This is a genomic window from Clostridium sp. RTP31139st1_H3_RTP31139_211217, assembly GCF_040227035.1.
GTDB lineage: Bacteria > Bacillota > Clostridia > Clostridiales > Clostridiaceae > Clostridium > Clostridium saudiense.
In genome coordinates, this window is record NZ_JBCOAB010000035.1 from 1 (window position 1) to 24,886 (window position 24,886).

Annotated in this window: 23 protein-coding genes and 1 riboswitch; of the genes, 20 read left to right on the forward strand and 3 right to left on the reverse strand. The window is 28.0% G+C overall.

Annotated elements, in window-relative coordinates:
- The 3 genes from ABUA17_RS13450 to ABUA17_RS13460 all read left to right on the forward strand — a co-directional run.
- Positions 1–419 (forward strand): IS1595 family transposase (locus ABUA17_RS13450; RefSeq protein WP_349824099.1); only part of this gene is annotated, 419 nt, incomplete at its 5' end.
- Between the two features lie 91 nt (positions 420–510).
- Complete coding sequence (locus ABUA17_RS13455; RefSeq protein WP_055278026.1) at positions 511–1,350, forward strand: DUF6518 family protein; 840 nt, start codon at positions 511–513, stop codon at positions 1,348–1,350.
- Between the two features lie 118 nt (positions 1,351–1,468).
- A complete protein-coding gene (locus ABUA17_RS13460; RefSeq protein WP_349818078.1) occupies positions 1,469–1,666 on the forward strand; it encodes a GHKL domain-containing protein in 198 nt (65 codons plus the stop codon).
- A 128-nt stretch (positions 1,667–1,794) separates the two neighbouring features.
- Here ABUA17_RS13460 and ABUA17_RS13465 read toward each other — a convergent pair whose 3' ends face one another.
- Positions 1,795–3,855 (reverse strand): tetratricopeptide repeat protein, encoded by a 2,061-nt coding sequence (locus ABUA17_RS13465; RefSeq protein ID WP_055292040.1) that lies wholly within the window; start codon positions 3,853–3,855, stop codon positions 1,795–1,797.
- Between the two features lie 537 nt (positions 3,856–4,392).
- Between ABUA17_RS13465 and ABUA17_RS13470 the strand changes: the two genes are divergently transcribed.
- The 3 genes from ABUA17_RS13470 (at position 4,393) to ABUA17_RS13480 (ending at position 8,150) form a co-directional block, all read left to right on the forward strand.
- The gene (locus ABUA17_RS13470) at positions 4,393–6,321 is read left to right on the forward strand and encodes a sensor histidine kinase (protein WP_195951627.1); all 1,929 of its coding nucleotides are present in this window, start codon (positions 4,393–4,395) and stop codon (positions 6,319–6,321) included.
- A 160-nt stretch (positions 6,322–6,481) separates the two neighbouring features.
- The gene (locus ABUA17_RS13475; protein ID WP_042400469.1) at positions 6,482–7,153 is read left to right on the forward strand and encodes an HAD family hydrolase; all 672 of its coding nucleotides are present in this window, start codon (positions 6,482–6,484) and stop codon (positions 7,151–7,153) included.
- Between the two features lie 52 nt (positions 7,154–7,205).
- The gene (locus ABUA17_RS13480; protein ID WP_042400466.1) at positions 7,206–8,150 is read left to right on the forward strand and encodes a CPBP family intramembrane glutamic endopeptidase; all 945 of its coding nucleotides are present in this window, start codon (positions 7,206–7,208) and stop codon (positions 8,148–8,150) included.
- Positions 8,151–8,218: 68 nt separating this feature from the next.
- On the opposite strand, the gene ABUA17_RS13485 is transcribed toward ABUA17_RS13480, so the two are convergent.
- Positions 8,219–8,947 (reverse strand): helix-turn-helix domain-containing protein, encoded by a 729-nt coding sequence (locus tag ABUA17_RS13485; protein ID WP_349818077.1) that lies wholly within the window; start codon positions 8,945–8,947, stop codon positions 8,219–8,221.
- 214 nt (positions 8,948–9,161) lie between these two features.
- Here ABUA17_RS13485 and ABUA17_RS13490 point away from each other — a divergent pair, with 214 nt between their 5' ends.
- The 10 genes from ABUA17_RS13490 (at position 9,162) to ABUA17_RS13535 (ending at position 19,492) form a co-directional block, all read left to right on the forward strand.
- A complete protein-coding gene (locus tag ABUA17_RS13490; protein ID WP_055292036.1) occupies positions 9,162–11,183 on the forward strand; it encodes an NEAT domain-containing protein in 2,022 nt (673 codons plus the stop codon).
- Positions 11,184–11,287: 104 nt separating this feature from the next.
- A complete protein-coding gene (locus ABUA17_RS13495) occupies positions 11,288–11,935 on the forward strand; it encodes an NEAT domain-containing protein (protein ID WP_042400459.1) in 648 nt (215 codons plus the stop codon).
- A gap of 41 nt (positions 11,936–11,976) precedes the next feature.
- Entirely contained in the window at positions 11,977–12,867 is an 891-nt protein-coding gene (gene isdE, locus ABUA17_RS13500; RefSeq protein WP_042400456.1) for a heme ABC transporter substrate-binding protein IsdE, read from the forward strand.
- Between the two features lie 2 nt (positions 12,868–12,869).
- A complete protein-coding gene (locus tag ABUA17_RS13505) occupies positions 12,870–13,862 on the forward strand; it encodes a FecCD family ABC transporter permease (RefSeq protein ID WP_349818076.1) in 993 nt (330 codons plus the stop codon).
- Positions 13,862–14,632: an ABC transporter ATP-binding protein gene (locus tag ABUA17_RS13510; RefSeq protein WP_055277319.1), complete on the forward strand. Its 771-nt coding sequence runs from the start codon at positions 13,862–13,864 to the stop codon at positions 14,630–14,632. The genes ABUA17_RS13505 and ABUA17_RS13510 overlap by 1 nt, the downstream gene beginning before the upstream one ends.
- A gap of 22 nt (positions 14,633–14,654) precedes the next feature.
- The gene (locus tag ABUA17_RS13515) at positions 14,655–14,912 is read left to right on the forward strand and encodes a hypothetical protein (protein ID WP_349818075.1); all 258 of its coding nucleotides are present in this window, start codon (positions 14,655–14,657) and stop codon (positions 14,910–14,912) included.
- A gap of 129 nt (positions 14,913–15,041) precedes the next feature.
- Positions 15,042–15,377, forward strand: a complete 336-nt coding sequence (locus ABUA17_RS13520) for an FMN-binding protein (RefSeq protein WP_349818074.1) — start codon at positions 15,042–15,044, stop codon at positions 15,375–15,377.
- 243 nt (positions 15,378–15,620) lie between these two features.
- Positions 15,621–16,595 carry an FAD:protein FMN transferase gene (locus ABUA17_RS13525; RefSeq protein WP_055277316.1) on the forward strand — a complete coding sequence of 325 codons (975 nt, stop codon included), beginning with the start codon at positions 15,621–15,623 and terminating at the stop codon, positions 16,593–16,595.
- 304 nt (positions 16,596–16,899) lie between these two features.
- Positions 16,900–16,983, forward strand: a riboswitch (cyclic di-GMP riboswitch).
- A 72-nt stretch (positions 16,984–17,055) separates the two neighbouring features.
- Entirely contained in the window at positions 17,056–17,298 is a 243-nt protein-coding gene (locus ABUA17_RS13530; RefSeq protein ID WP_042400443.1) for a hypothetical protein, read from the forward strand.
- Between the two features lie 151 nt (positions 17,299–17,449).
- On the forward strand, positions 17,450–19,492 hold the full coding sequence (locus tag ABUA17_RS13535) for a pectinesterase family protein (RefSeq protein ID WP_055292032.1): 2,043 nt from the start codon (positions 17,450–17,452) through the stop codon (positions 19,490–19,492).
- A 63-nt stretch (positions 19,493–19,555) separates the two neighbouring features.
- On the opposite strand, the gene ABUA17_RS13540 is transcribed toward ABUA17_RS13535, so the two are convergent.
- Positions 19,556–19,735, reverse strand: a complete 180-nt coding sequence (locus ABUA17_RS13540; protein WP_042400440.1) for a hypothetical protein — start codon at positions 19,733–19,735, stop codon at positions 19,556–19,558.
- A 254-nt stretch (positions 19,736–19,989) separates the two neighbouring features.
- Between ABUA17_RS13540 and ABUA17_RS13545 the strand changes: the two genes are divergently transcribed.
- From ABUA17_RS13545 to ssnA, 4 genes are all read left to right on the forward strand, one after another.
- A complete protein-coding gene (locus tag ABUA17_RS13545; RefSeq protein WP_042400437.1) occupies positions 19,990–21,189 on the forward strand; it encodes a YgeY family selenium metabolism-linked hydrolase in 1,200 nt (399 codons plus the stop codon).
- Between the two features lie 16 nt (positions 21,190–21,205).
- On the forward strand, positions 21,206–22,399 hold the full coding sequence (gene ygeW, locus ABUA17_RS13550) for a knotted carbamoyltransferase YgeW (protein WP_055292030.1): 1,194 nt from the start codon (positions 21,206–21,208) through the stop codon (positions 22,397–22,399).
- Between the two features lie 75 nt (positions 22,400–22,474).
- Positions 22,475–23,431: a carbamate kinase gene (gene arcC, locus ABUA17_RS13555; protein ID WP_042400429.1), complete on the forward strand. Its 957-nt coding sequence runs from the start codon at positions 22,475–22,477 to the stop codon at positions 23,429–23,431.
- A gap of 81 nt (positions 23,432–23,512) precedes the next feature.
- Complete coding sequence (gene ssnA, locus ABUA17_RS13560) at positions 23,513–24,847, forward strand: putative aminohydrolase SsnA (RefSeq protein WP_042400427.1); 1,335 nt, start codon at positions 23,513–23,515, stop codon at positions 24,845–24,847.
- Positions 24,848–24,886: the final 39 nt, after the last annotated feature.

Consider the following 24,886-nt stretch of genomic DNA (forward strand, 5'->3'; position numbering starts at 1 on the left):
ATATATATACTGGTTTAATATGTGATGGCAGACCTAACTATACTGATATAAATAGGGCTTTATCAGAGGTTGTTGAAGAAAATTCTATTTTATGTACTGATAAACATAGGAGTTATATCCCATTTGCGGCTCAACATAATTTTGAATTACATCAAATTAGGGGCGGGAGAAAAACTGTGGATATTTATAATATTCAAAGAGTCAATACTTTTCATAGTAGCTTAAAAAGATGGATAAGAAAGTTTAATGGTGTTTCAACCAAGTTCCTAACAAACTACCTATTTTGGTATAAATGGACCCAATTATTTAAAACAGAAATGGAAAGGAATAAACCTAAAAAGTTCTTTATTCATGCTAATTCAACACATTCTGTATCTTTAATAAAGGATTTTAAGATTAGAAGACCAATATATGTATAAAGGTAAAATTTGTTTTAATTTTACTATTTTTAGTGTACAATAAATATAATGATTGATGAACAATTGTATTTAATTTGAAAGGAGGAAAGACATGAAATCTAAGTATGCGAAAAAATCATATATAGAGGTAATATGTTTTGGTGCAATTATTGGTCTGATTACTGAATTATTGAATTTTTATCCTAATGATGATTTATGGGGTTGGAGTTCTATTGCAAGCTCTTTTGGCTTTTGGATATTCTCAACAACATTTGTGATTTACTTTAGTTCTTCAAATAAAAATGCAATGATAAATACCTTCTCATATTTATCCAGTATGTGTATCAGTTATTATTTGTTACAAGGTATCATTGATTTTTTCACCCCAAATGTAACAGTTGATAAGTTTCTCCAATGGAACCATCTATTCCACTGGATTGGTATAGCTGTTTTTTGCGGACTTGTAGCTTATGTCTTGTTCTATTGGAACAAAAAGACAGTTTGGGGTAGTGTGTTGTATGCACTTCCTGTTGCGGGGATGTTAGTTGATACGATTAACAACTGCATGAAGTTCTACTATTCGCAGACAAATTTAGCAAACAGCATTTTGGGTATTATATTTCTTCTCATTATGTTCGTGGTGCTATTTAAGAAAGTAGATAAGAAATGTATATTTGTGTTTGTATTAATCGTTGTTGCGTTAATCGGCTTCATACTGTTCCCAACGACTTCTCAAAGTATTACAATGGAATCTACTATAACTTGCGAATTAGGCAGTGAAACTGAGGTGTTTTACATAAAAATGAGGGATGACGGTAAAATATTAGAAATTGAGGGTGACGAAACAGTTTATGAGGAAATAGATATTAATTCCTTAAAAACTATTCCAGAAGTAGTCCATGCATTGCAAAACTATTACGAGAGCAAAGGCGGAGCATGGAAAATGGAATAACTTCCAATTTGTAGAGTTGATTTAGCGAACAATTTTAAATTATTGCGATTCAAATAGGATGTCCAAATGGACATCCTATTATGTTATGCTAATTTCAACACTATTTTAAAACAAAGCCATTGTTTTTAAAATTAAAAATACTTTTGATGGAAAGATAAAAAAAATCAATGAAAATTACATAACAACAAAAGAAGGAAATATTCACGGATTAGGAATACATAGAGTAATAAGTACTGTAAATAAATATAATGGAGTTATTTATATGAATAATGATGAAAATATTTTTGAAAATAAAGTAATAATTCCTATAAACTAAAATAACGGATAATTTAAAAAGGCTAGTGTTATTAAAATAACAAATTAAGAGATTATAAAATAATAAAATGCAGCTATCTTAGATATTAAAAAGTAGCTGCATTAATTATTTAAATAAATCTAATTTTATTAGCTTACGAAACCATGTTTAAATTTAGTAATAAAATTTACTAGTTTATCCTTGGTTTTACTACTTAATGATAAGGAGTAACTTTCAGGATTTTCAATGACACTTATAGGAATAATAGATCTTTTCTTGCCTGACAACCTATCATTAATATTTTTTAAATATATATTAACAAATTTTAAATTTGAATTAAGTTTGCCTAATTTTTTAAAATATTTTTTTGCGTTAATTAAATTACCAGTATAGTAAAAGCTTATTGCATATTTAGTTAAGAAGTCTTCATTATCTAATAATAAACTACCAGCTGGAGTATTTACACTTTTATTTAAATAAATAAGTGCTTCTTTATAATTTTCAATTTTAGTTAATAATAAGGCTAAACTACATATAGAATAATAATCATCTTCTTTAAATGAAAGAGCAAGCTTGTAGTATTTGATTGCTTCATCATATAAGTTATTATTTAAACAATATTGACCATATATTTTGTATAACTCAAAATCACCGTTAAATAAATTTAAAGCAGCATTTAAATATTTTTCAGCATTTTTAGAATCAGAACAAACTGAGTCGTAAGCTAAGGAGCGTAACTCAATATATTCTTCTAAATTATCAGATTTAATATTTTTTAATGAATCGTAGCTTAATGATTCATTAAAATATAGTTTGTTAAATAATACATCAATCCTTAGAGATGGGTAAATAGACAATAATTCGTTATGCCTTGAGGTCCACCTAAAGTAATTATTTAAGAAATCATAAATGTTTTTAGGAATATTTTTATTAGTAGTTATAAATTTTATAGTTTGTTGCTCGAATAAATAAAATAACGCTTCGTTTGACGCAATAGGCAAAGATAATAACTCTTTCCAACTTTCCTCATTTACCCTAAGTGAAAAATTTTTATATATTTCTTTAAGCTTATAATTAAAAGGATCTATATAAGAATTAATGTACTTTTTATATACTGGAATAGTCAAATTATCTGAACTATCATCAGCAGAAATTTTATTTTTAATACTCTCTAATTCAAATCTTATTGATAGATCCCAAGGGCGTAAAATAAGTAATAAATCATACAAGTCTTTGGCTTTTTGTAATTCATAAGAATAGTGATAAGCATGAGCCAAATCTATAATTGCTTCAATATCAATAGAATTTCTAAGAAGCTTGATATAGCGCTCTAAATAAGAAATTGCACTTGAATATTGATTGTTTATGGTTAGTAAGTGACCGAATTTTGAAAGGCTGTATAAATCATTACTGTTAATGTTAATAGCTTCTCTAAAATAGTTTAATGCCATAAGATTATCATTTCTATTTAAATAGTAAGTTCCTATAATTTTTACTAAATCTAAATCTTTTGTATATATTGAATAAGCAGCAAATAGACATTTTTTTTCAGGATCTAAATTATTATTTTGTAATGATAAATATGCTTTTTCTCTAAGTTCAAGATATTCATCTAGTTTTTCAGAATTTATGCCATCTAAATAGTTATATGTTAATGGAAGTGGATTTTCTATGCAATTAATTAGAGAATCCACTAATTTTGATGAAAGCTTTGTTTTCAATTTAATCTTATTACTTGTCCATTTAAATTTAGAATTTAATAATTGATATACTTTATTAGGTAAATATTTATGTGAATTTAAATATTTAATAAGTTCTATATTTAAAGAATCAATAGAAGATGAAGTTTCCAAAATCGCGGAAGTCAATAAATTAATCCAAGGCTCAAGTTTGAATCTGAGCAAAGGATTTGTATAAATTTCATCAACTTTAATAATAAACTTTTCAATGGTATCAATAGATTTACTATCCATAGATGAGTTGATTACTGCTGATAAAATATCATAATTAGAACTTCCTAATAAAGATAAATTTAAATCACTGATTGATACTTTGGCTAAAGATAAAGCTTTATTATATGCTGATTTTAAAGTTTTAAAATCAATATTGTGATTATTACAATTTTTAGAATTACTTAAGTTAGAATAAGCCTCTTTAATTTTATCAATATTTTTAGTAGGGGTTATACCTAATACTGTCCAACAACTCATAACTATAAATTATCCTCCTATTCATCAAATTTTTAAATTATTATGTAGATTATAGATAAGAAAAATTGGTGAAAAATATAAAAAATACTATATACATATTCTATAATAAATAGAAAATAATGTAAAAATAAATAAAGACAAATATTTTTACATTATTTTTGGATGTTCAATAAATAATATGTAAAGAATACGAGAAAATGTGAAAAGTTGTAAAAAATAAAATTGTAAAAAGTATAATAATTGAATAATATAGAGAATTTAGAGAGAAAAAAATCATTAATAAAATTTACTAATAGATTAAGAGAATTTTTGGCAGATGAAGAAGAATATAAGGAGCGAAATAATGCTTGAATATATAAAATATATACTTAAGAGAAAATAATCTTGAAATAAAGGAAGAAGATATTTAGTAATAAAAGAAAAAATTATTTAAATAAATTAAAAACAATTAAAAAGTTGTATAAATAATATGTACAAAAAAGGAATAAGTGGTAGTATAATTGTATTAGATACATATTAAAGAATGTGGGGAAAAAGATGGGGAAAATTGAAAAAGTAATTTATGCCGTAATAATTTTATTTATAGTAGTATTAACAACTATGGAATCTAAGACTTATTATGTAAGTGCAACTAATAAGAAGCTAAATATATTATTTATTAGTTCTTATGATTTTAATTTTATTTCATTTGATGATCAAATAGCAGGGATAAAAGATGGCTTAAATAATAATGTCAACTTAAGAGTTGAGTATCTAGATTCAGAATTAATAAGAAGTGAAAAAAGTATAGAGAATTTTTATAATATAATTAAGTATACTATTGAAAATTATGATAGGTTTGATGCTATTATTACAGGTGATGATGAAGCTTTAGAATTTGCTTTAAAATATAGGGATGATTTGTTTAAGGGAATTCCAATTTCATTTTTAGGTGTGGAAAAATTGGATTTATTAGAAAAGGCGTTTGAGTATGATATGGTTTCAGGGGTTAGAGAGATGGAATCTATTTCGGAAAACTTGGAATTAATAAAATGCAATCATCCTAATGTGAAGAATATAGTATTCGTTAATGATGCAGGTGATAAATTTTATCCTGATATAGTAAAAGAATATTCAAATTTTGACTTCAGTGTAATTACTACTAAAGATATTTCACAAGAAGAATTTAAGGATATATTATCAGAGTTTAAAGATAATACTGCGATAATCTCATTGTATCCTGGTAAATTTAAAGATGGAAAAACTTTAAGCTATTTAGAGGTAAATAAAGTAATTACTGAATACGCAAATGATGTACCAATTTATAATATTTTAGAGTATGGTATCGGTACAGGCAGTATTGGAGGAAAAGTAGTTGACCATTATAAGCAAGGTGAAATGGCAGGAAGAATAGTTTTAAAGTTATTGCAGGGAGAAGAGCCTTTAAGTATATTCATAGATAATGATAATGCAAATAGTTATGTATTTGATTATGATGTGTTAAGGAAATATAATATTAGTAAAAAAAACTTGCCTAAAGATTCAGTAGTAATAAATGATCCAAGTGATATTATTGAGCAATATAAATTTGAAATATCAATAGTTATTGAATTTATTGTTTTTTTAATATTTATTGTATTTATCTTAATTAAATATATACTGTCTAAAAGAAAGTATGAAAAAAAGATAGTGAAGGCTATGAAAGAAGCTGAAGAGGGTAATAAAATAAAATCTCATTTTATTGCTAATATAAGTCACGAAGTAAGGACTCCTGTTAATGTAATATTATCTGCAATTAAGCTATTAGAAATAAATAAAACAACTGATTTGAATAAGTTAGCTATAATAAAAAGTAATTGTTTTAGATTAGTAAGGTTAATAAATAATGTTATAGATGTTGGAAAAGTTGAATTAGGAGACATAAAATTAAATCTAGTTCATATTAATATTGTAAATTTCATAGAATCTTTGGTAAATTCTATTTTACCATATGCGGAACATAAAAAATTAAGTGTAATATTTGATACAAATGAAGAAGATGTAATAATGAGAGTGGATGCTAATAAAATTGAAAGAACTATTTTAAATTTATTATCTAACGCAATTAAATTTTCTAATGAGGGTGGGGTCATAACAGTAAATTTGGAATTTACTGAAGATTTATTAAGAGTTGTTATTGAGGATAATGGAATCGGAATAAATTCTGAAGATAAAGAAAGGATGTTTGATAAATTTGTACAAGTTGATAATAGTCTTACAAGAAATAATGAAGGCTGTGGAATTGGATTAACTATTGCAAAATCATTTGTAGAACTTCATAAAGGAGTAATTAAAGTTACTTCTGAAATAAATAAAGGAACAAAATTCATTATAGAATTGCCAAGGTTTGAGCTTGATAAAGAAAGTGATGAATTTATTGAATTAAAAGCAAATAAATTAAAGCAAAAAACAGAAATTGAATTTTCTGATATATATATATATAGTTAGTAAACAAAATTATAAAATATGAACCTGCTCCAAGATATAAGATAGGAGTGGGTTCTTTTTTATTAGAATATATGAAAATTTAATTATGTTAATTTGTGGTATAATTAATAGAGTTATAAAATCAAAGTATTAAGATATGATTTTTATGGAGGAAAATTAGATGAAAATAGATATTAATAATATTAAGTCTATAATATTTGATATGGATGGAGTTATATTTGATACTGAATTAGTATATTTAGAGATTTGGTCAAAAGTCTTTGAGAAATATGGATATAAGCTACAAAAGGAGGTTTATGCTGAGGTCTTAGGAACAGGAAGGGAAAATGTAAAAAAAGTGTTTCTAAATAATTATGGAAATGAACTTCCAATAGATAAAATGTATAGGGAAAAGGATGAAGATTTAGAAAAAGCCGTAGATAAAGGAATTCCTTTAAAACAAGGTGCTTATGAAATTTTATCTTATTTAAAGAATAATAATTATAAGATTGCATTAGCAACTTCGGCATCAAAGGAAAGAGCATTAAAACAATTAAGATATGCTGATATAGAAAAGTTTTTTGATGTTATTGTATCGAGAGATGATGTAAAAGAAACTAAACCTAATCCTGATATATTTTTAAAAGCAGCAAAAAAGCTAAATGTTAATCCTAATGAATGTATCGTAATTGAAGATTCTAGTGCGGGTATCAAAGCGGCATTTAATGCAGGAATGGCAGGGATTCATGTTGTTGATTTAAAAGAACCTGACAATGAAATAATAAGAAACTGCTATAAAAGTTTTAATAATTTAAATGATATAAGAAAAGAAATTGAAATGCTTAGAGGATAATACTTATAATAAGGCAATATTTTTATATAATTATAAAAAAGGGGGAATTAATATGCTATTTAAGAATAAGAGTAATGAGATAAGAAGTGGTTGGAAGATATTATTGGTATTTCTATTAACATATGGGTTATCTTTTATTGTATCGATAATTCTAGGTATTGTTTTGGCGATAATAGGAAGTGTTACAGGTAATACAGAATATTTATTAACAGGAAATATAGATTCTATAATAAATAGTGAATTAATATTCTTAGTTTCTGTAGTATTAAGTAATTGTGTTAGTATAATTTCATGTATTATAGTGTGGAAATGGCTTGATAAAAAGAAAATAAGAGAAATGGGAGTAACATCTATTAAAAGAGGTAGGAATGAATTTTTAGTAGGTTTAGGGGTTGGTGCTATCACTATTAGTATAGTTGCAGTAGGAATTATATGTTTCGGTAATGTTGAATTTGTAAATCCGATAAACAAACCCAATATAAGTTTATCATTAATTTATGGGTTAATTTCATTTGTTTTTGTAGGTTTTGGTGAGGAGATATTATCTAGAGGATATATAATGAGTGTATTAAAGCAAACAAGGAGTAAGTGGGTTGTATTAGTGGGTCCTGCATTGATATTTGCAATGTTGCATTTAGCTAATAATGGAATTAGTGTTTTGGCATTTATTAATTTGTTTTTAGTTGGTTTATTGTTTGCTTATATGTTTATGAAATCTAAAAATATCTGGATGCCAATAGGATATCATATAACTTGGAATTATTTTCAAGGATATATTTGGGGATTTGGAGTAAGTGGAAATGATGTTCAAGGATTATATAAAATTAAAAATGTTAGTGATAATATAATAAATGGTGGTGCTTTTGGACCGGAAGGTGGATTAATGGTTACAATTATCATTTGTTTAACTTTTGGATTTGTATACTGGTATTATAAAGATGAAAACATAGATAATTTTATGGGGATTAAAATTAAGGAAATAATAGATTTGAAATAAAAGTAAAAACTAAAAAATTAACTACTTCCTATACAGTAAATTAGGAGGTAGTTAATTTTTTTTATTTTTTATTTTTTATTTTTTAAATATTCATCTCTGAATTCTAACGGAGTTTTTGAAGTAATTTTTTTAAACACTGTACTAAAATAACTTTGATTATTATAACCAACAGATAATGAAACATCAAGCAAGGAGATATTAGGATTTTTTAGTAATTCCTTGCTTTTTTCAATTTTATAATTATTTAAATAATTTATAAATGTAGAGCCGGTTTCTTTCTTAAAAACACTACAAAAGTAACATTTATTAATATTTAATTCACTACAAATATCATATATTGAAATTTCGGTAGTATAATTTTTTTCAATATATTTAATAGCATGATTTACACATGGAGAATTATTTGTAGAGGTTTTATCAATACAAATGTGATTATCTATTATATAAGAATGCAATTTTATTATGTTATTTAACCATTCTTCTGTAAGTGTATTAATAGCATCAGAATAATTAGCATCCTCATTAATAGTATATGGACCTAGTAATAGATGCATTTTATTATTGTCATAATGATTAAATGTAATGCAAGTAAAGGCAATATCACTAGTAATATTTAATGAAAATGTATTAGAAGAACAATCGATATTTTTTAGTTTTTCTATAGCTTTTGATATATATAATGAATTATTAATATCTGAATCATGATTATAAGTAAAAACAGTTTCAAATTTATGATTTAAAACTAAGATAGGAACAGAAAGGCAATTAAAGAAACTAGTTAATATATTTGAAATCATTGAGATTAATATCCTCCCCATAAAAATTCTTTTTATTTTATAAAATATAAAAATATTGTTAAAAAATATATAAATATTGTTGAAACATTTTAGTAAAATATATGATATTATTTTATAAGCAAATGAGAATCAATATCATTTATTATGAGATATAATTTATGATATGTCAATGAAGATAAATGAATTTTGAAATAAATTTAGGGGGATAAGATTTATGTTAAAGAAGAAAATAAGTCAATTATTAGCTGCAGTAATGGTAGCAACTACTGTATTAGGAGCGAATGTACAAGCTGTTGGGGCTACGGTGGTAGATGATACAATAGCAGTTACAGCATCAAAAGTTGAAAATGGAACTTATGTAGTACCAAATACTGCAATGAAAATAGATGGTTCTGGCGAAAGTACTATGAATAAGTTTATGGACAGAGAATCAGTTATAAAGGTTGATGGTGATAAAATTACAGTAACTATGAAATTTAATGAACAAGGCTTAAATGTTGTACAAGAAGTACATGGTGGTACTGTAAATGATGAAGCAGTAGAATTAATTAAAAATGATGATGGATCATTTACATTTGTAGTTCCATCAGTAGATTCAAAAATTAATATTGAATTAACATATGCAATGGGAACTTGGGTTCACACAACAAACTTCTACTTAGTAAATGATATAACATCAATTCCAACAGTTGATGATTCAGTAAATGGTGGAGAGAACATAGAAACTCCAGATAATAGTGGAGATAATGTAGGAAATGATGGTTCAGAAGACAATGGAAACATTGGGGGAGAAGAATCAAAGGTTTTAGAAGATGGAAATTATACATTAAATAATGCTGTTAATAAACTTGGTACATCACAACAAAGTATGGCTAGACAATTTATAGAAGAAAAGACAGATGTTACTGTAAAAGATGGGAAAATTACTATGACATTAAGATACAAAGGTCTTGGATTAACATCTATAAGAAATACTAATGTAAAAGTTAATGGTGTTGCAACTGCTTCTACTGTAAATGAAGATAAATCAGTATCGTTTGAAGTTCCATCAATAGATGCAAAAGTTGAAGTTGAAATGGATATATATGTTCCAAACTTAATGACTGAAATACAATCAATAGATTTAGTAAATGATGTGAATTCGTTAGTAAAAGTTGATGATAATAATTCAGGAAGTGATTCAGAAAATAACGGTGGAAGCACAGATAAGCCTGAAAATGGTGAAGGGAACACTGGAAATGATACTGGGAATGATGGATCAAACAACGGTGGTTCAAACAATGGAACAACTGAAGAGCAAGGTACAAAGGTTTATACAGGAAAACTTGAAGTTACTCATGAAAGTGAAACTGGATTAAGCATGGCTAAAAAGGCATTAGAAGAAACATTAAAAGTTGAAGATGTAAATGGAAAGAAATATGTTACATTAACATTTACTCCTATGGGATCAACAATGATGAATAATCATACAATATATGTTAATGGAAATAAGGTAGATGCAACTAAAACAATGAATGGTGAAATTGTTAGTTTAAGATTCCAAGTTGGAAGTCTAGAAGATTCAATAAAAGTATCAGCTTATGTTTCTATGATGGGAAGTAATGTAGAATTTGGAGTTAACGTATTAGAAGATACATTAACATTAGTTACAAATGGGACAACTGATAATTCAGGAACTACTGGAGGAACAACAGGTGGTTCAACAACTAATAATGGTACAAATAATGGTACAAGCGGAAATACAACAACTACTCAAGATGAAGTAAAAGTAACTAAGGGTAAATTATACTCTATTCAAAACAGTGTAACTCATGAAAGTGAAACTGGAAGATCAATGGCTAGAAAATACTTAAACTCTACTTCAAAAGTTGAAGAAATAGATGGTAAGTACTATGTTACTTTAACATTCACTGGAGCAGAGTTTATGCAAAATCATGTGATTTATGTTAATGGTAAAAAGGCAACTATAACTAAAAATACAAGTGGAGACACTACTAATATTAGATTTGCAGTTTCAAGCTTAAGTGATAGTATAACAGTTAAAACTTATGTAGTTCCAATGGATAAAGAAGTTGAGTTTGGTGTTACATTATTACAAGATACTTTAACATTCATTAAGGAATATACAGTAGATACATTACCACAAACAGGAGCGCCAATTGGAGCAGGAGCTGTTGCAGGTTTAGGTTTAATTTTAACATCTGCAGGAACTGTTTTAGTAAAGAAAAGAAAGTAATCTAAATTAATTTTAGTAGGTATATGATATGAGGGGGTAAATAAAATAGTAACACTATTTATTTGCCTCCTAATTTAGGTTTAATGATTAAGGAGAATAGAAAAATGAAAATATTAAATAAATTTAAAGGGATTATAATGGCTGTAATGGCTTTAGGAATTTTCGTAACTATAGGAAGTAAACGTGTATATGCAACTGAAACTGACATTGCAAGTGGTATATATGAAATTGAAAATGATGTTTATCATGAATCAGAAACTGGTATGGCTATGTCAAGAACTTATCTTTTACCATCAATGAGTGTAGAGGTAACAAAAGAACATGTAATTTATACTATAGGTTTTTCAGGAAGTGATTATATGGAGAACTATAGAATGAAGGTTAATGGAGAAGAAGTTCCAGTTGAAATATTAGAAGAAAATAGTGAAGAGGGAACTGTTAAATTAAATGTTGAAGTTGATAAAGTAGATGCAGATATGGCAGCTATTATTTACGTTGGTCCAATGGAAAGAGATGTTGAGTTTAAGGTTATACCTAAGATGGAAACTTTAACTTTAGTACAAGCAATTGAAGATGAAGTTGAGGAAATAGTACCAGAAGATGAAAGTGAAGAAGTTGAAATAGAAGAAGAAAATTTAGCAGTAGTAGCTGATAATGAAAAAAGCAGCAATAATGTTATTTTAATTATAGCTGGTGTAGCTGTGGTAGTTGCAATTGGAGCAGTAGTAATTGTAAAAGCTAAAAAGAAATAATGAGTTATTCAAATCAAATATTTATAGGAAGGTTATAGGATATGAAATATAAAAGAATTATATCTATGATAGCTGCAGGGGTTATGACTTTAAGTTTTATGAGCTGTAGTTCTGATAATAGTGAAAATAAAAGTGTAGCAGTAGGTACTGGTGAAGAGGTAGTAGTAGCAACATCTGTTGCAGTAACAGAAATATTAGATGCATTAGGTGTTAAGGTTTCAGGGGTTCCAAGTACATCTTATGAATTGCCTGAAAGTACTGAGGGAGCTGTTGAAATTGGAAATCCAATGAGTCCAGATTTAGAGATAATTAAATCATTAAATCCAACAGTAGTAGTATCAGTAGATACTTTAGGTTCTGATTATATGAATTTGTTTATAGAAAATAACATTCCAAGTGAGTTTGTTTCATTAGAAAGCTTAGATGGATTAAAAGAAGCAATTATTAGTTTAGGTGAAAGATTTGATAAGGATGATGAAGCAACAGCTTTGATAAATGAAATACAAGCAAAAGAATTAGAAGTTCAAGAAAAGGCGGCATCATTAGAAGATACAGATGTTTTAGTTTTATTTGCAGCACCAGGTTCAACTATGATTGCAACATCTAAATCTTACATTGGAAGCTTAGTCGAACTTGTTGGAGGAAAAAATATTATTGAAGATAATAGTACATCATTTACTACTTATAATAAAGAAGATTTAGCAATGCTTAATCCAGATAAGATTTTAGTTATGGTACATGCACTTCCAGAAGAAACAAAAGCAGCATTAGAAGCTGAAATGGCAACTGATTCTGCATGGCAAAATATAGATGCTGTAAAAGAAGGAAATGTAGTTTACTTAGATAGTGAATATTTTGGAATGAGCGCAAATCTTAAAGTAATTGAAGGATTAGATATGTTAAGTGATATAGTTCATGGTATTGGAGAATAATTATGAGAGTTTCAGATAAAAAGTTTAAAATATCATTTATAATAATATCCTTATTAGTATTATTAGCAACAATATTAGTTTCATTAAAATTGGGTAGTGTTAACATAACATTTAAAGAACTTATAAGTGGATTATTTTCAGGGCAATCAGATGGAAATATAGGAATTATCAAAGATTTAAGAATGCCAAGAGTAATAATAGCTGTATTGGTTGGAGCTAATTTAGCAATAGCAGGGGTTTTATTACAATCGGTAATAAGGAATCCACTAGCAGATCCATATATAACAGGTATATCTTCAGGAGCATGTGTAGTTACAGTTTTCTTTATGGTATTTATACCAAGTGTAACTAACTTAAGACCTATATTTGGATTCTTTGGAGGATTAGTATGTTGTGTGATTATTTATTTTATGGCATATAAAAATGGGTTATCACCAATAAGAATTGTACTTGCAGGTGCAGCTTGTAATGTATTATTAAGTGGACTTTCATCAATGATTACTGTTAGTGCAGGACTTGGAGCGAGCAATATTCAAAAATGGATGATGGGAAGCCTGGCTACAGTTAATTGGAGTAATGTAAAGATATTATTAGTTTATTCAGTTATAGGAATAATTACAGCATTATTATTAAGTAAGATATGTAATATATTAGCGCTTGGAAGTAAGAATGCGAGAAGTTTAGGATTTAATTCAGATTTATATATGATAATAGTTACTGCTGTAGCAGTATTCTTAGCAAGTATATCAACAGCAATTGCAGGGGTTATATCTTTCGTTGGATTAGTTGTTCCTCATGTTTGTAGAATAATTATAGGATCAGACCATAAATATTTAATCCCATGTAGCGGAATAGTGGGAGGATTCTTAGTCTTATTTGCTGATACTGTTGGAAGAATGGCCATGAGGCCTAATGAAATACCGGTTGGAGTAGTAACAGCTATATTTGGAGCACCATTTTTCTTATATCTTTTAAGAAGGAGTGACTTAAAATAATGATAAAAGCAAAGGATTTATACTTCTCTTATGATAAAGATAAGAGTTTTATTACTAAGTTAAATGTTGAAATAGAAAAAGGAAAAATAACAACTATATTAGGTCCTAATGGTAGTGGTAAATCTACCTTGTTAAGTATATTTGCAGGATTAAATAAGCCTACTTCTGGAGACGTAAGCATTAAAGGTAATTCTATAAAGTCATTAAAGCAAAAAGATTTGGCAAAAGAAATCGCCACAGTTCATCAGCAAAATACAGTTCCTAGTGATATTACGGTTAAAGAATTGGTGTCTTATGGCAGAATACCTCATAAAAAGTATTTCCAAGGAAATAACGAAAGTGATGATGAAATAATAGAATGGGCAATAAAAAGAACAGGCTTACAAAGTTTAAAAGACAAAGCTGTTATGAGTATGTCGGGTGGAGAAAGACAAAGAGCTTTTATAGCAATGGCATTAGCGCAAAAAAGTGAAATTTTATTTTTAGATGAGCCTACAACATATTTGGATATTTATCATCAAGTTGAAATACTAGAACTTGTTAAAGAGTTAAATGAAGAAAGTAACTTAACTGTTGTTATGGTATTACATGATATTAATCAAGCTATAAAATATAGTGATAATGTTATAGTTATGAAGTCAGGACAAGCAATAGCAAGTGGTAAGGCAAATGAGGTTATAAATATGAATTTACTTAATGATGTTTATAAAATTGGTGGTTTCATTAATGAAATGGAAGAAGAAACGGTATTTGTACCATTAAAATTATAATTAGAGTAAAGGAATGTATAATATGAAAAGTAAAAAAAATAAAATATTAGCTGCTACTGCTTGCGGTGTTATAGTAACTTCAATAGGAGCAAGTTTTTTATTCAATAAGCCTAATGAGGATAAAGCAGAGGATATAAAAAAAGATATTGAAGAAATTGAGAATAACGAAACAGAAGAGCTTGCTGAAGAAATAGAAAATACTGAAGAAAGTATTGAAAATATAATTGAAGAAGATAACAATGAAGAGGAAGTAAATATAGCTATTAGTGAAAGTTCATAATCAAACAATAATACTGATAACAGTACTACAAGTAATGCTACAAACAATTCTAATACAGCAACTTCACAAAGTACTACAACGAACAATAGTACAAGTAATTCACAAGCAGGAAATGCTATAGTTGAAGAAGTGAAAGATGAAGTAAGCAATAATGGTGGAGGGTCAAGTTCAACGACTAATGATAGTGTGGAAAGTACATCTAAATATAAGGATGGTACTTATTCAGGGTCAGCAACAGGATTTGCAGGAACGCTACAAGTTAGTGTACAAATATCTAATGACGTAATAACAGGTATTACTGTTATTAGTCATAATGATACGCAAGGAATTTGTGACAGAGCAATAGAAGAAATTCCGGGTAAAATAATATCAAGTCAAAGTACTAGTGTTGATGTAGTTTCAGGAGCATCATATACTAGTAAAGGAATAATAAATGCAGTAAATGATGCATTAAGTAAAGCTTAATTTAAGTAAGAGGTAAGAGATAAGAGGTAAGAGTTTAAATGGTAAACTTTTACTTATTAACTATTACCTCTTACTTTACTATGTGGCATAATTATTTTACATATTAAAATTGATTTATAAGATAAATAATAAATGCTATAAATTTTGCATTAAGTAATTTTCAGTCTTTTAGAAAAACTAATACTAACATTAATTTATAAAATGATAGTTTATATATAAAATATTAAGGAGAGTAATAGTTATATGAAATATTTTGTAGAGAAAGAAGATTTTATATTTAATACACGAGTATATCAAAAAATATGTTATGACAATAATGATATTAAAACGAAAGAGATAGAAGAAATAGCTGAAAAGGCTACTAAATTAATGAGGCAATTTGAAGAAAAATTAAGTTTTTTTTATGAGAGTAGTGAAGTAAGTAGTATTAATGAAAATGCATCAAACGGCTTTATAAAAATTTCTAATGATACTTTTGAAATATTAAAAAAATCAATTTATTATTCTAAATTAACCAATGGTATATTTGATATAACTATTGCACCTTTAGTTAAAGCATGGGCAATAAATAGTGATAATCCTACAATCCTAAGCAAAGAAAAGATTGATGAATTAATTGATTTAGTTGATTATGAAGATGTTATTTTAAATAAAAATAATTCAACAGTAATGTTATTAAGAAAAAATCAAAAAATAGATTTAGGAGGAATAGCTAAAGGATATATTGCCGATAAAATAATTGATTTTTATAAAGAAAATAATATTGATTCGGCCATAATAAATATAGGTGGTAATATAAAAGTATTAGGGCAAAAGGATGAAAATAGTTTTTGGAGTATAGGTATATATGAGCCAAAAAAACATAGTGAAAAAATTATATGCTCAATTGAAGCAAAAGACAAGTCAATAGTTACATCTGGTGGATATGAAAGGGCATTTAGTTATAATGGAGAATTATATTGTCATATATTAAATCCTAAAACTGGTTATCCTATAAAATCAGATTTAAAATCAATTACGATAGTAAGTGATAAATCAATAGATGGAGATTCGTTATCAACTCCTTTATTTATTATGGGTAAAAATAAGGCTTATGAGTTTATGAAGAAGCATAATATTAGTGGAGTAATGATTACAGATAAAGATGAAATAATAGTTACTAAGAATTTGTTAGAAGGATTTAAATTATTTGAAGATTATAAAGTATTAGCCTTTTAATAAGTTTATAGTTTGATTATTTAGTAGTGAAATAAAAAGTGAAGCTCTTATAGTTATGTATGTTATAAGGGGGATTTTAAAGTTATGTAGTTAAGTATTTCGAATTAATTGAAAATATTAATATAATAAAAAGTATATGAATAATATGATAATGTGAAAATTAATATACGTAGATTATTTTTAATACAATTCTAAATAGCCTTAGATGTAATTTATAATACAAATTATGGATAAACAACCATTGATTCACTGGATGGGGGTTGTGGACTAAGTAATTTTTGTATAGTATTATGTTTTAAGTAAGATAAAAAATAGAAGCTATGATGTATATTCTGTATATGGGCACTTGGAATGTATTGAGTTATTAGTGCAACCGGCTATAATCTAAATTTTTAGATAATAGCCGGTTTTTATATTTGCAAAAATATAAACAAAAACGAAAGAAGAATGGGAAATAAAAATGAAAAAATTTCTAAAAAGTAAAAGCTTAAGCTTTATTGTTACGTGTATGTTTATGGTTACATTTATTGTGCCAAGCATAAATGTATATAGTGAAGAAATGTTAAGTTATTTACCCACAGGATTTACTAATGTAGCTATTGGAAAAAATAATGCTAATAATGGAAATGTCAATTTTGACAAAGATACAAAAGTACTAACTGTAACTGGTTCTGGAAATCAAAATAGAAAACAATTATGTTGATAATAATGTTACAAACTTTACAAATTACTTCTATAAGGTAATTGCTGCAAATGAAGAGGGAACAAGTAATGATTCACAAATTGTAAGAGCATTACCTAACAATAGTAATCCATTAAATCTTCAATATGAAGAAAATGCTGCAAAGTTTACTATGACCGAAGAGCCAAATGATACTGTATTTAGTTCAAAGGTAAACATAGCAGGATATACAGATAAAGATGGAACAATAACGATAAAGCAAAATGGAAAAGTTTTAATTGATTCAGAAGCAAAAGCTACAAATGAGGTTTTTGAAGTATCAATTAAATTAAATCAAGGTAGAAATGATATACAAATATATCAAACAACTAATGATGGTAAGACAACTTTAAAAAGCTATAATATAGTTTATTTAACTAATGATGGATATGATATAGTTGTAGATAGTAAATATGATGGTAAGTCAGGTGAATTAGTAAATGATAAGCAGACTTATAGTACAGTTACTGAAGCAATTAATTCAATAAGTACAAAAAATACTGAAAGAAAAGTTATATTAGTTAAGAATGGAACTTATGAAGAAAAGGTAACAATTCAATCACCTTATATAAGTTTAATTGGTGAAGATAGTGAAAAGACTATATTAACGTATGATGCAGCTAATGGAACTATAAATCCTAATACAGGAAAAAATTATGGAACAAGTGGAAGTGCATCTATAACTGTTAAATCAAAGGCTATAGGCTTTACAGCTGAAAATTTAACTATAGAAAACTCATTTGTAGAACAAGGAAATAATAATGAGCAAGCAGTTGCGTTAAATAATCAAGCAGATGAAAGTATTTTTATTAATACTAGATTTATTGGAAATCAAGATACCTTACTAGCAGATGCAAGTGCATCAGTTCCAGCAAGACAATATTATTATAAATGTTACATAGAAGGTGATGTTGATTTTATATTTGGTCGTGCACAAGCTGTGTTTGATGATTGTGATATTGCATCAGTAAATAGAGAATCAACTACTAACAATGGTTATGTAACAGCAGCAGATACTTGGGATAAAGATAACTATGGATATTTAATAATGAATTCAAGATTAATAGGACTTGATGATATAGCTGATAGTACTGTTTCATTAGGTAGACCATGGAGACCAAGTAGTCAAACACAACCAATGACTCCAGCAGTTACTTATGTAAATTGTTATATGGGAGATCATATAACAACAAAAGGATGGGACGATATGGGAGATTCATTAGCAGCAACAGCTGATTTTAGTGAATTTGGAAGTTTTGGACCAGGTGCAAAATTAAGTGATACTAGAAAAGTATTATCTGTTGATGAAGCTGCAAAGTATACATTAGAAAAGGCATTTGGATCAAGTGCTGCAACAGTAAATGGTGAAGCTGCATTTAAAGATAATTGGAATCTTAGATCAGAGGAATCAAGTATTAATATACATGATCTTTATGGCAAATTTGTACCTGTTACATCATTAATAATAGATGTTAATGAAATGATGTTAACAGTTGGGGATAAAAAAATAATTATATCTACAGTAGGACCAGAAGAAGCTACTGATAAGACTGTAACATTTGAATCAAAAGATAATAATGTCGCTACAGTGGATGAAAGTGGAAATGTAGAGGCTATAGGGGTTGGTACTACAGTAATAACTGTAAAATGTGGTGATATTGAAGTAGAATGTAAAGTAACAGTTAATCCAAAATTAACAGTAATAAATAGTGCTCCAATGATATCAGCAGAAGATGTAACAATAAATGTTGGAGACAACTTTGAAGTTATGAACAATATTACTGCAACTGATAAAGAAGATGGAGATATAACATCAACTATTAAAGTTATAGAAAATACAGTGGATACAACAAAGGCTGGAGAATATAAGGTAGTATATAAAGTTATAGATAGTGAAGGTGCGAGCACAACTAAGACTATAACAGTAACTGTACAAGAAGTAATTAATGATTCAGTAGTTGTAGAGCCGGAAAATACTCCAGAAAATAGTGGAGACAATAATACAAGTAATAATACCAATGGCAATAATGAAAGTAACAATGATGCAAACAATAGTAATAATGTAGATAATTCAAATTCATTACCACAAACTGGTGATAATTCTGCAGCTATAGTAGTAATATTAGCATTGGTTGTTATAGTAGCTGGTGTATTTATGTTTAAAAAGAAGAAATAATGTTTAAAAAGGTATAAGAAAACTATTATGTAGTTTTCTTATACCTTATTTTTTTATACAAATTTATAAATCATCAACATCTTGTTCTTCGCCATATCTTACAGTTCCTTCAGAACTAAAGCTATCATTAGGGTCTTTTTCTATAAAATATCCATCATTAGGTTCTTTAGAATTTTTAGCAAATTTAGTGCAGGATTTCATTTGAACATCTTTTAAATCAGATATATTTTTCATTTTACTCATAGAAATTACTCCTTTGATATTTAAAATATTAACATTAGTATAAGTAAATATTATTAAAAATAAACACAATTTTAAAATTTAATATAACATATGTCTAATTTTGATAAGTATTTTAACTTTACTTTAAGGTTTTAAAATTCCATAAAATAAAAGATTCACATAAAAAATAAAACTTCGTAATGTTAATGAATGTATATTGAAGACAATCTAAGCATAAGGAATTAGTAACTACTTTATTATATAAGGAGGATACTATGGATTTTAAAGAAATAAAATTAAAAGCTGAAGGCTATAAAAAGGATATGAGTAGATTTTTAAGGGACCTAATAGCTATACCTGGGGAAAGTTGTGGGGAAGAAGAAGTTATAAAAAGAATATATAAGGAAATGGAAAAGTTAGGATTTGATAAGATCGTAATTGATGGAATGGGCAATATTTTAGGATATATGGGTAATGGAGAAAAATTGATAGGATTTGATGGCCATATTGATACAGTTGGATTAGGAGAATTGAGTAATTGGAAATTTGATCCTTATAAAGGGTATGAAAATGATGAAGAAATAGGTGGAAGAGGAGCTTCTGACCAACTAGGTGGAATTGTAGCAGCAACTTATGGAGCAAAAATTATGAAAGACTTAGGGCTTTTAAGTGATAAATATACTGTATTGGTAACAGGAACAGTTCAAGAAGAAGATTGTGATGGGTTATGCTGGCAGTATATTTATAATGAGGATAAGGTAAGACCAGAATTTGTAGTAATTACAGAACCAACAAATGGGAATATATATAGAGGGCAACGTGGACGAATGGAAATAAGAGTTGAGGTAAAGGGAATATCATGTCATGGTTCAGCACCTGAACGTGGAGATAATGCCATTTATAAAATGTCGGATATACTTCAAGAAGTAAGAATGTTAAATGATAATCTTCATTATGATGAATTTTTAGGTAAAGGAACAATAACCGTTTCAGAGATATTCTTTAGTTCGCCTTCAAGATGTGCAGTGGCAGATATGTGTGCAATTTCATTAGATAGACGATTAACAGATGGTGAAACTTATGAAATGGCGTTAGAAGAGGTAAGAAATTTACCATTTGTAAAAAAATATAATGCTAAAGTAACAATGTATAAGTATAAGAGGCCAAGCTATACAAAAGTTGTTTATCCAACGGATTGTTATTTCCCAACATGGGTAATTCCAGAAGAAGCACCTGCAACAAAAGCTGTAGTAAAGGCTTTTGAAGGAATGTATGGAACTCCAAAGATTGATAAATGGACATTTTCAACTAATGGAGTATCTATAATGGGTAGATTTGGTATACCTTGTATTGGATTTGGGCCAGGAAAGGAAGAAGAAGCACATGCTCCTAATGAAAAAACTTGGAAAGCTGATTTAGTTAAATGTGCAGCAGTTTATGCTGCAATACCAACTATTTATTGTAATAACAAATAATAAGGAGATATTAGGGATGGAATTGATGGAAACATTTATTAATAAATTAAATGAATTAAATTTTAAAGAGATGTATAATAACGATTTTCTGTTAACATGGGAAAAAACTGATGATGAAATAAAGGCTGTTTTTACAGTTGCAGAGGCTTTAAAAAGATTAAGAGAAAATAATATATCTCCTAAGATTTTTGATAGTGGATTGGGAGTTTCGCTTTTTAGGGATAACTCAACTAGGACAAGATTTAGTTTTGCTTCTGCCTGTAATTTACTAGGACTTAAAGTACAAGATTTAGATGAAGGAAAATCACAAATTGCTCATGGTGAAACAGTAAGAGAAACTGCTAATATGATTTCTTTCATGTCTGATGTAATAGGAATTCGTGATGATATGTATATAGGTAAAGGAAATACTTATATGAGAACTGTATCAGAAGCAGTTAGAGAGGGTTATAAAAGTGGGTGCCTAGAGCAAATACCAACTTTAATTAATCTTCAATGTGATATAGACCATCCAACACAAGTTATGGCAGATACTCTTCATTTAATTAATGAATTTGGAGGAATAGAAAATTTAAAAGGTAAAAAGGTTGCTATGACATGGGCATATTCACCATCATATGGTAAGCCTTTATCAGTACCACAAGGGGTAATTGGTTTAATGACTAGATTGGGGATGGATGTAGTATTAGCACATCCAGAAGGATATGAAGTAATGAATAGTGTTGAAGAAATAGCTTATAAAAATGCTAAAGCTTCAGGTGGATCATTTACAAAAACTAATTCTATGAAGGAAGCATTTAAAGATGCAGATATAGTCTATCCAAAAAGCTGGGCACCTTATATAGCTATGGAAAAGCGTACAGATTTATATGGAAAAGGTGATAGTAATGGAATAAATGAGCTAGAAAAAGAATTGTTATCTCAAAATGCAAAACATAAGGATTGGCAATGTACTGAGGAATTAATGAAGACTACTAAGAATGGAAAAGCTATTTATCTTCATTGCTTACCAGCTGATATTAGTGGAGTAAGTTGTGAAAGTGGTGAGGTTGAAGCTTCAGTATTTGATAGATATAGGAATTTATTATATAAAGAAGCAAGCTATAAGCCTTATATTATTGCTTCTATGATTTTCTTAAGTAAGATGAAAAATCCACAAGAAGCATTAAGAAATTTAGAGATAAGAGGAATAGAAAGATATTTGAAATAAAAATATCTTTTACTATAGAAAATATCAATTAGCGAAATAGATATAAGTTTATGGATAGTAAAGGTGGTGAATATAATGAAAAAAAGGATAGTTATTGCGCTAGGTGGAAATGCATTAGGGGATACATTAGAAGCGCAAATGATAGCAGTAAAATCAACAGCTAAAGCAATAGTTGACTTAATTGAAGAAGGGGATGAGGTAATTATATCTCATGGAAATGGTCCTCAAGTTGGGATGATTAATAGTGCAATGACTGAATTTCATAAAACAAATATGAAATATTCTATATGTCCAATGTCAGTGTGCGTAGCAATGAGCCAAGGATATATAGGGTATGACTTACAGAATGCAATAAGGGAAGAGTTATTAAATAGAAATATAAATAAAGGTGTAGCAACTATAATTACCCAAGTTGAAGTTGATGAAAGAGACAAAGCATTTGAAAATCCAACTAAGCCAATAGGCGCCTTTATGACTAAAAAGGAAGCAGATAGCATTGTAAAAGAGGGTAAGAAGGTTATAGAAGATAGTGGTAGAGGATATAGAAGAGTTATAGCATCACCTAAACCTATTCGAATAGTAGAAATTGAAACGATAAAAGCGCTAATAGAAAATAATCAAGTTGTAATAGCTTGTGGAGGTGGAGGTATTCCTGTAATTTCTAAAGGCAATCATTTAAAGGGGGTTGGAGCTGTAGTTGATAAAGATTATGCAAGTGCGGTTTTAGCAAAAGAAATAAATGCTGATTGTTTAGTTATTCTAACTGCGGTAGAAAAGGTTGCAATAAATTTTGGAAAAAAGGATGAGCAGTGGTTAAATGAAGTAAATGTTAATGAAATGAAGTTATTTCTTAAGAGCGGGTATTTTGCTCCTGGGTCTATGAAGCCTAAAGTAGAGGCTGCAATAGAATTTGTAGAATCAAGAAAAGATAGATATTCAATAATTACTTTATTGGAAAAGGCTAAAGAAGGAATTTTAGGTAAAACAGGAACTAGAATTGTTAATTTTAGTACAAAAGTAAAAGCAGATTAATAGAAGCGTAAAGAAGTTATGATAAGTATGTGGAAATAACTGAAAAATAAAGTGGAGTATGTAAAGAAGGTGGGTATAGGTATGATTTTAATTGGAAATGGAAGGGTTATTACAAATGATGAAAATGAAAGAATTATAGAAAATGGATGTATTGTTATTGAGGGGAATACAATTAAAGAGGTTGGTGATACATCATTAATTAAATGTAAGTATGAAGATAATGAACATGAGTATATAGATGCAGAGGGTAAGATTATTATGCCAGGTATGATAAATACTCACCATCATATATATAGTGAATTTGCAAGGGGACTAGACTTTAAAAATGAGAAGCTACAGTCATTTACTGATATATTGAAAAATGTTTGGTGGAAGCTTGATAAGAAGCTAACATTAGAAGATTTAAGATATAGTGCATATACAGCATTTATTGAATGTATTAAAAATGGAGTTACAACAGTTTTTGATCATAATTCAAGCCCTATGAGTATAAGTGGAAGTTTACCTACGATTTCTAATGTTGCAGATGAATTAGGAATTAGAGGATGTTATTGTTATGAAGTTTCAGATAGAGATGGAAATAGGGTTTTAGATCTTGCGATTAAAGAAAATATTGATTTTATAAAGTATGCAGAAAAGAAACAAGATGATATGACTAAAGGCATGTTTGGAATGCACGCGGCTTTTACATTAAGTGATGGAACTTTAAATAAATGTGTTAAGGCCATGGAAGGTATTGATACAGGGTATCACATTCATGTTGCAGAAGGAAAAGAAGACTTAGAAAACAGTTTGAAATTATATAAAAAGAGAATAGTAAAAAGATTAGATGATTTTGGTATATTAGGAGAAAAGACTATTGCAGCTCATTGTTTATATATAGATGATGAAGAATTAGATATATTGAAAGATACAAAAACTATGGTTGTTAACAATCCAGAGTCTAATATGGCTAATGGAGTAGGGGTCGCGGCTATTAAGAGTATGTTAGATAAAGAGATAGTATTAGGAATTGGGACAGATGGATATACAAGTGATATTTTTGAGTCAATGAAGGTAGAAAATCTTATTAACAAATACCATTTTGGTGACTATAATAGTGGATTTATGGAAACTAAACAAATGGCATTAAAAAATAATATTAAAATTGCTTCAAGATTTTTTGAGAAACCACTAGGGGTATTAAAGAAGGGAGCGTATGCAGATCTAATCATTGTAGATTATAAGCCATTTACTCCTATGAATAAGAATAATTATTTTGGACACGTATTGTTCGGAATTTCAGGAAAATCTGTTGATACAACTATAATTAATGGAAAAGTTGTTATGAAAGATAGGAAGATAGTTAGTATTGATGAAGAAAAGATTTGTAGAGAATCAATCAATATTGCAGAAAAGCTTTGGAAGAGGATATAGGAGGAAAAATAATGGAGGTAGCGAGATTCAGAGCTAAGC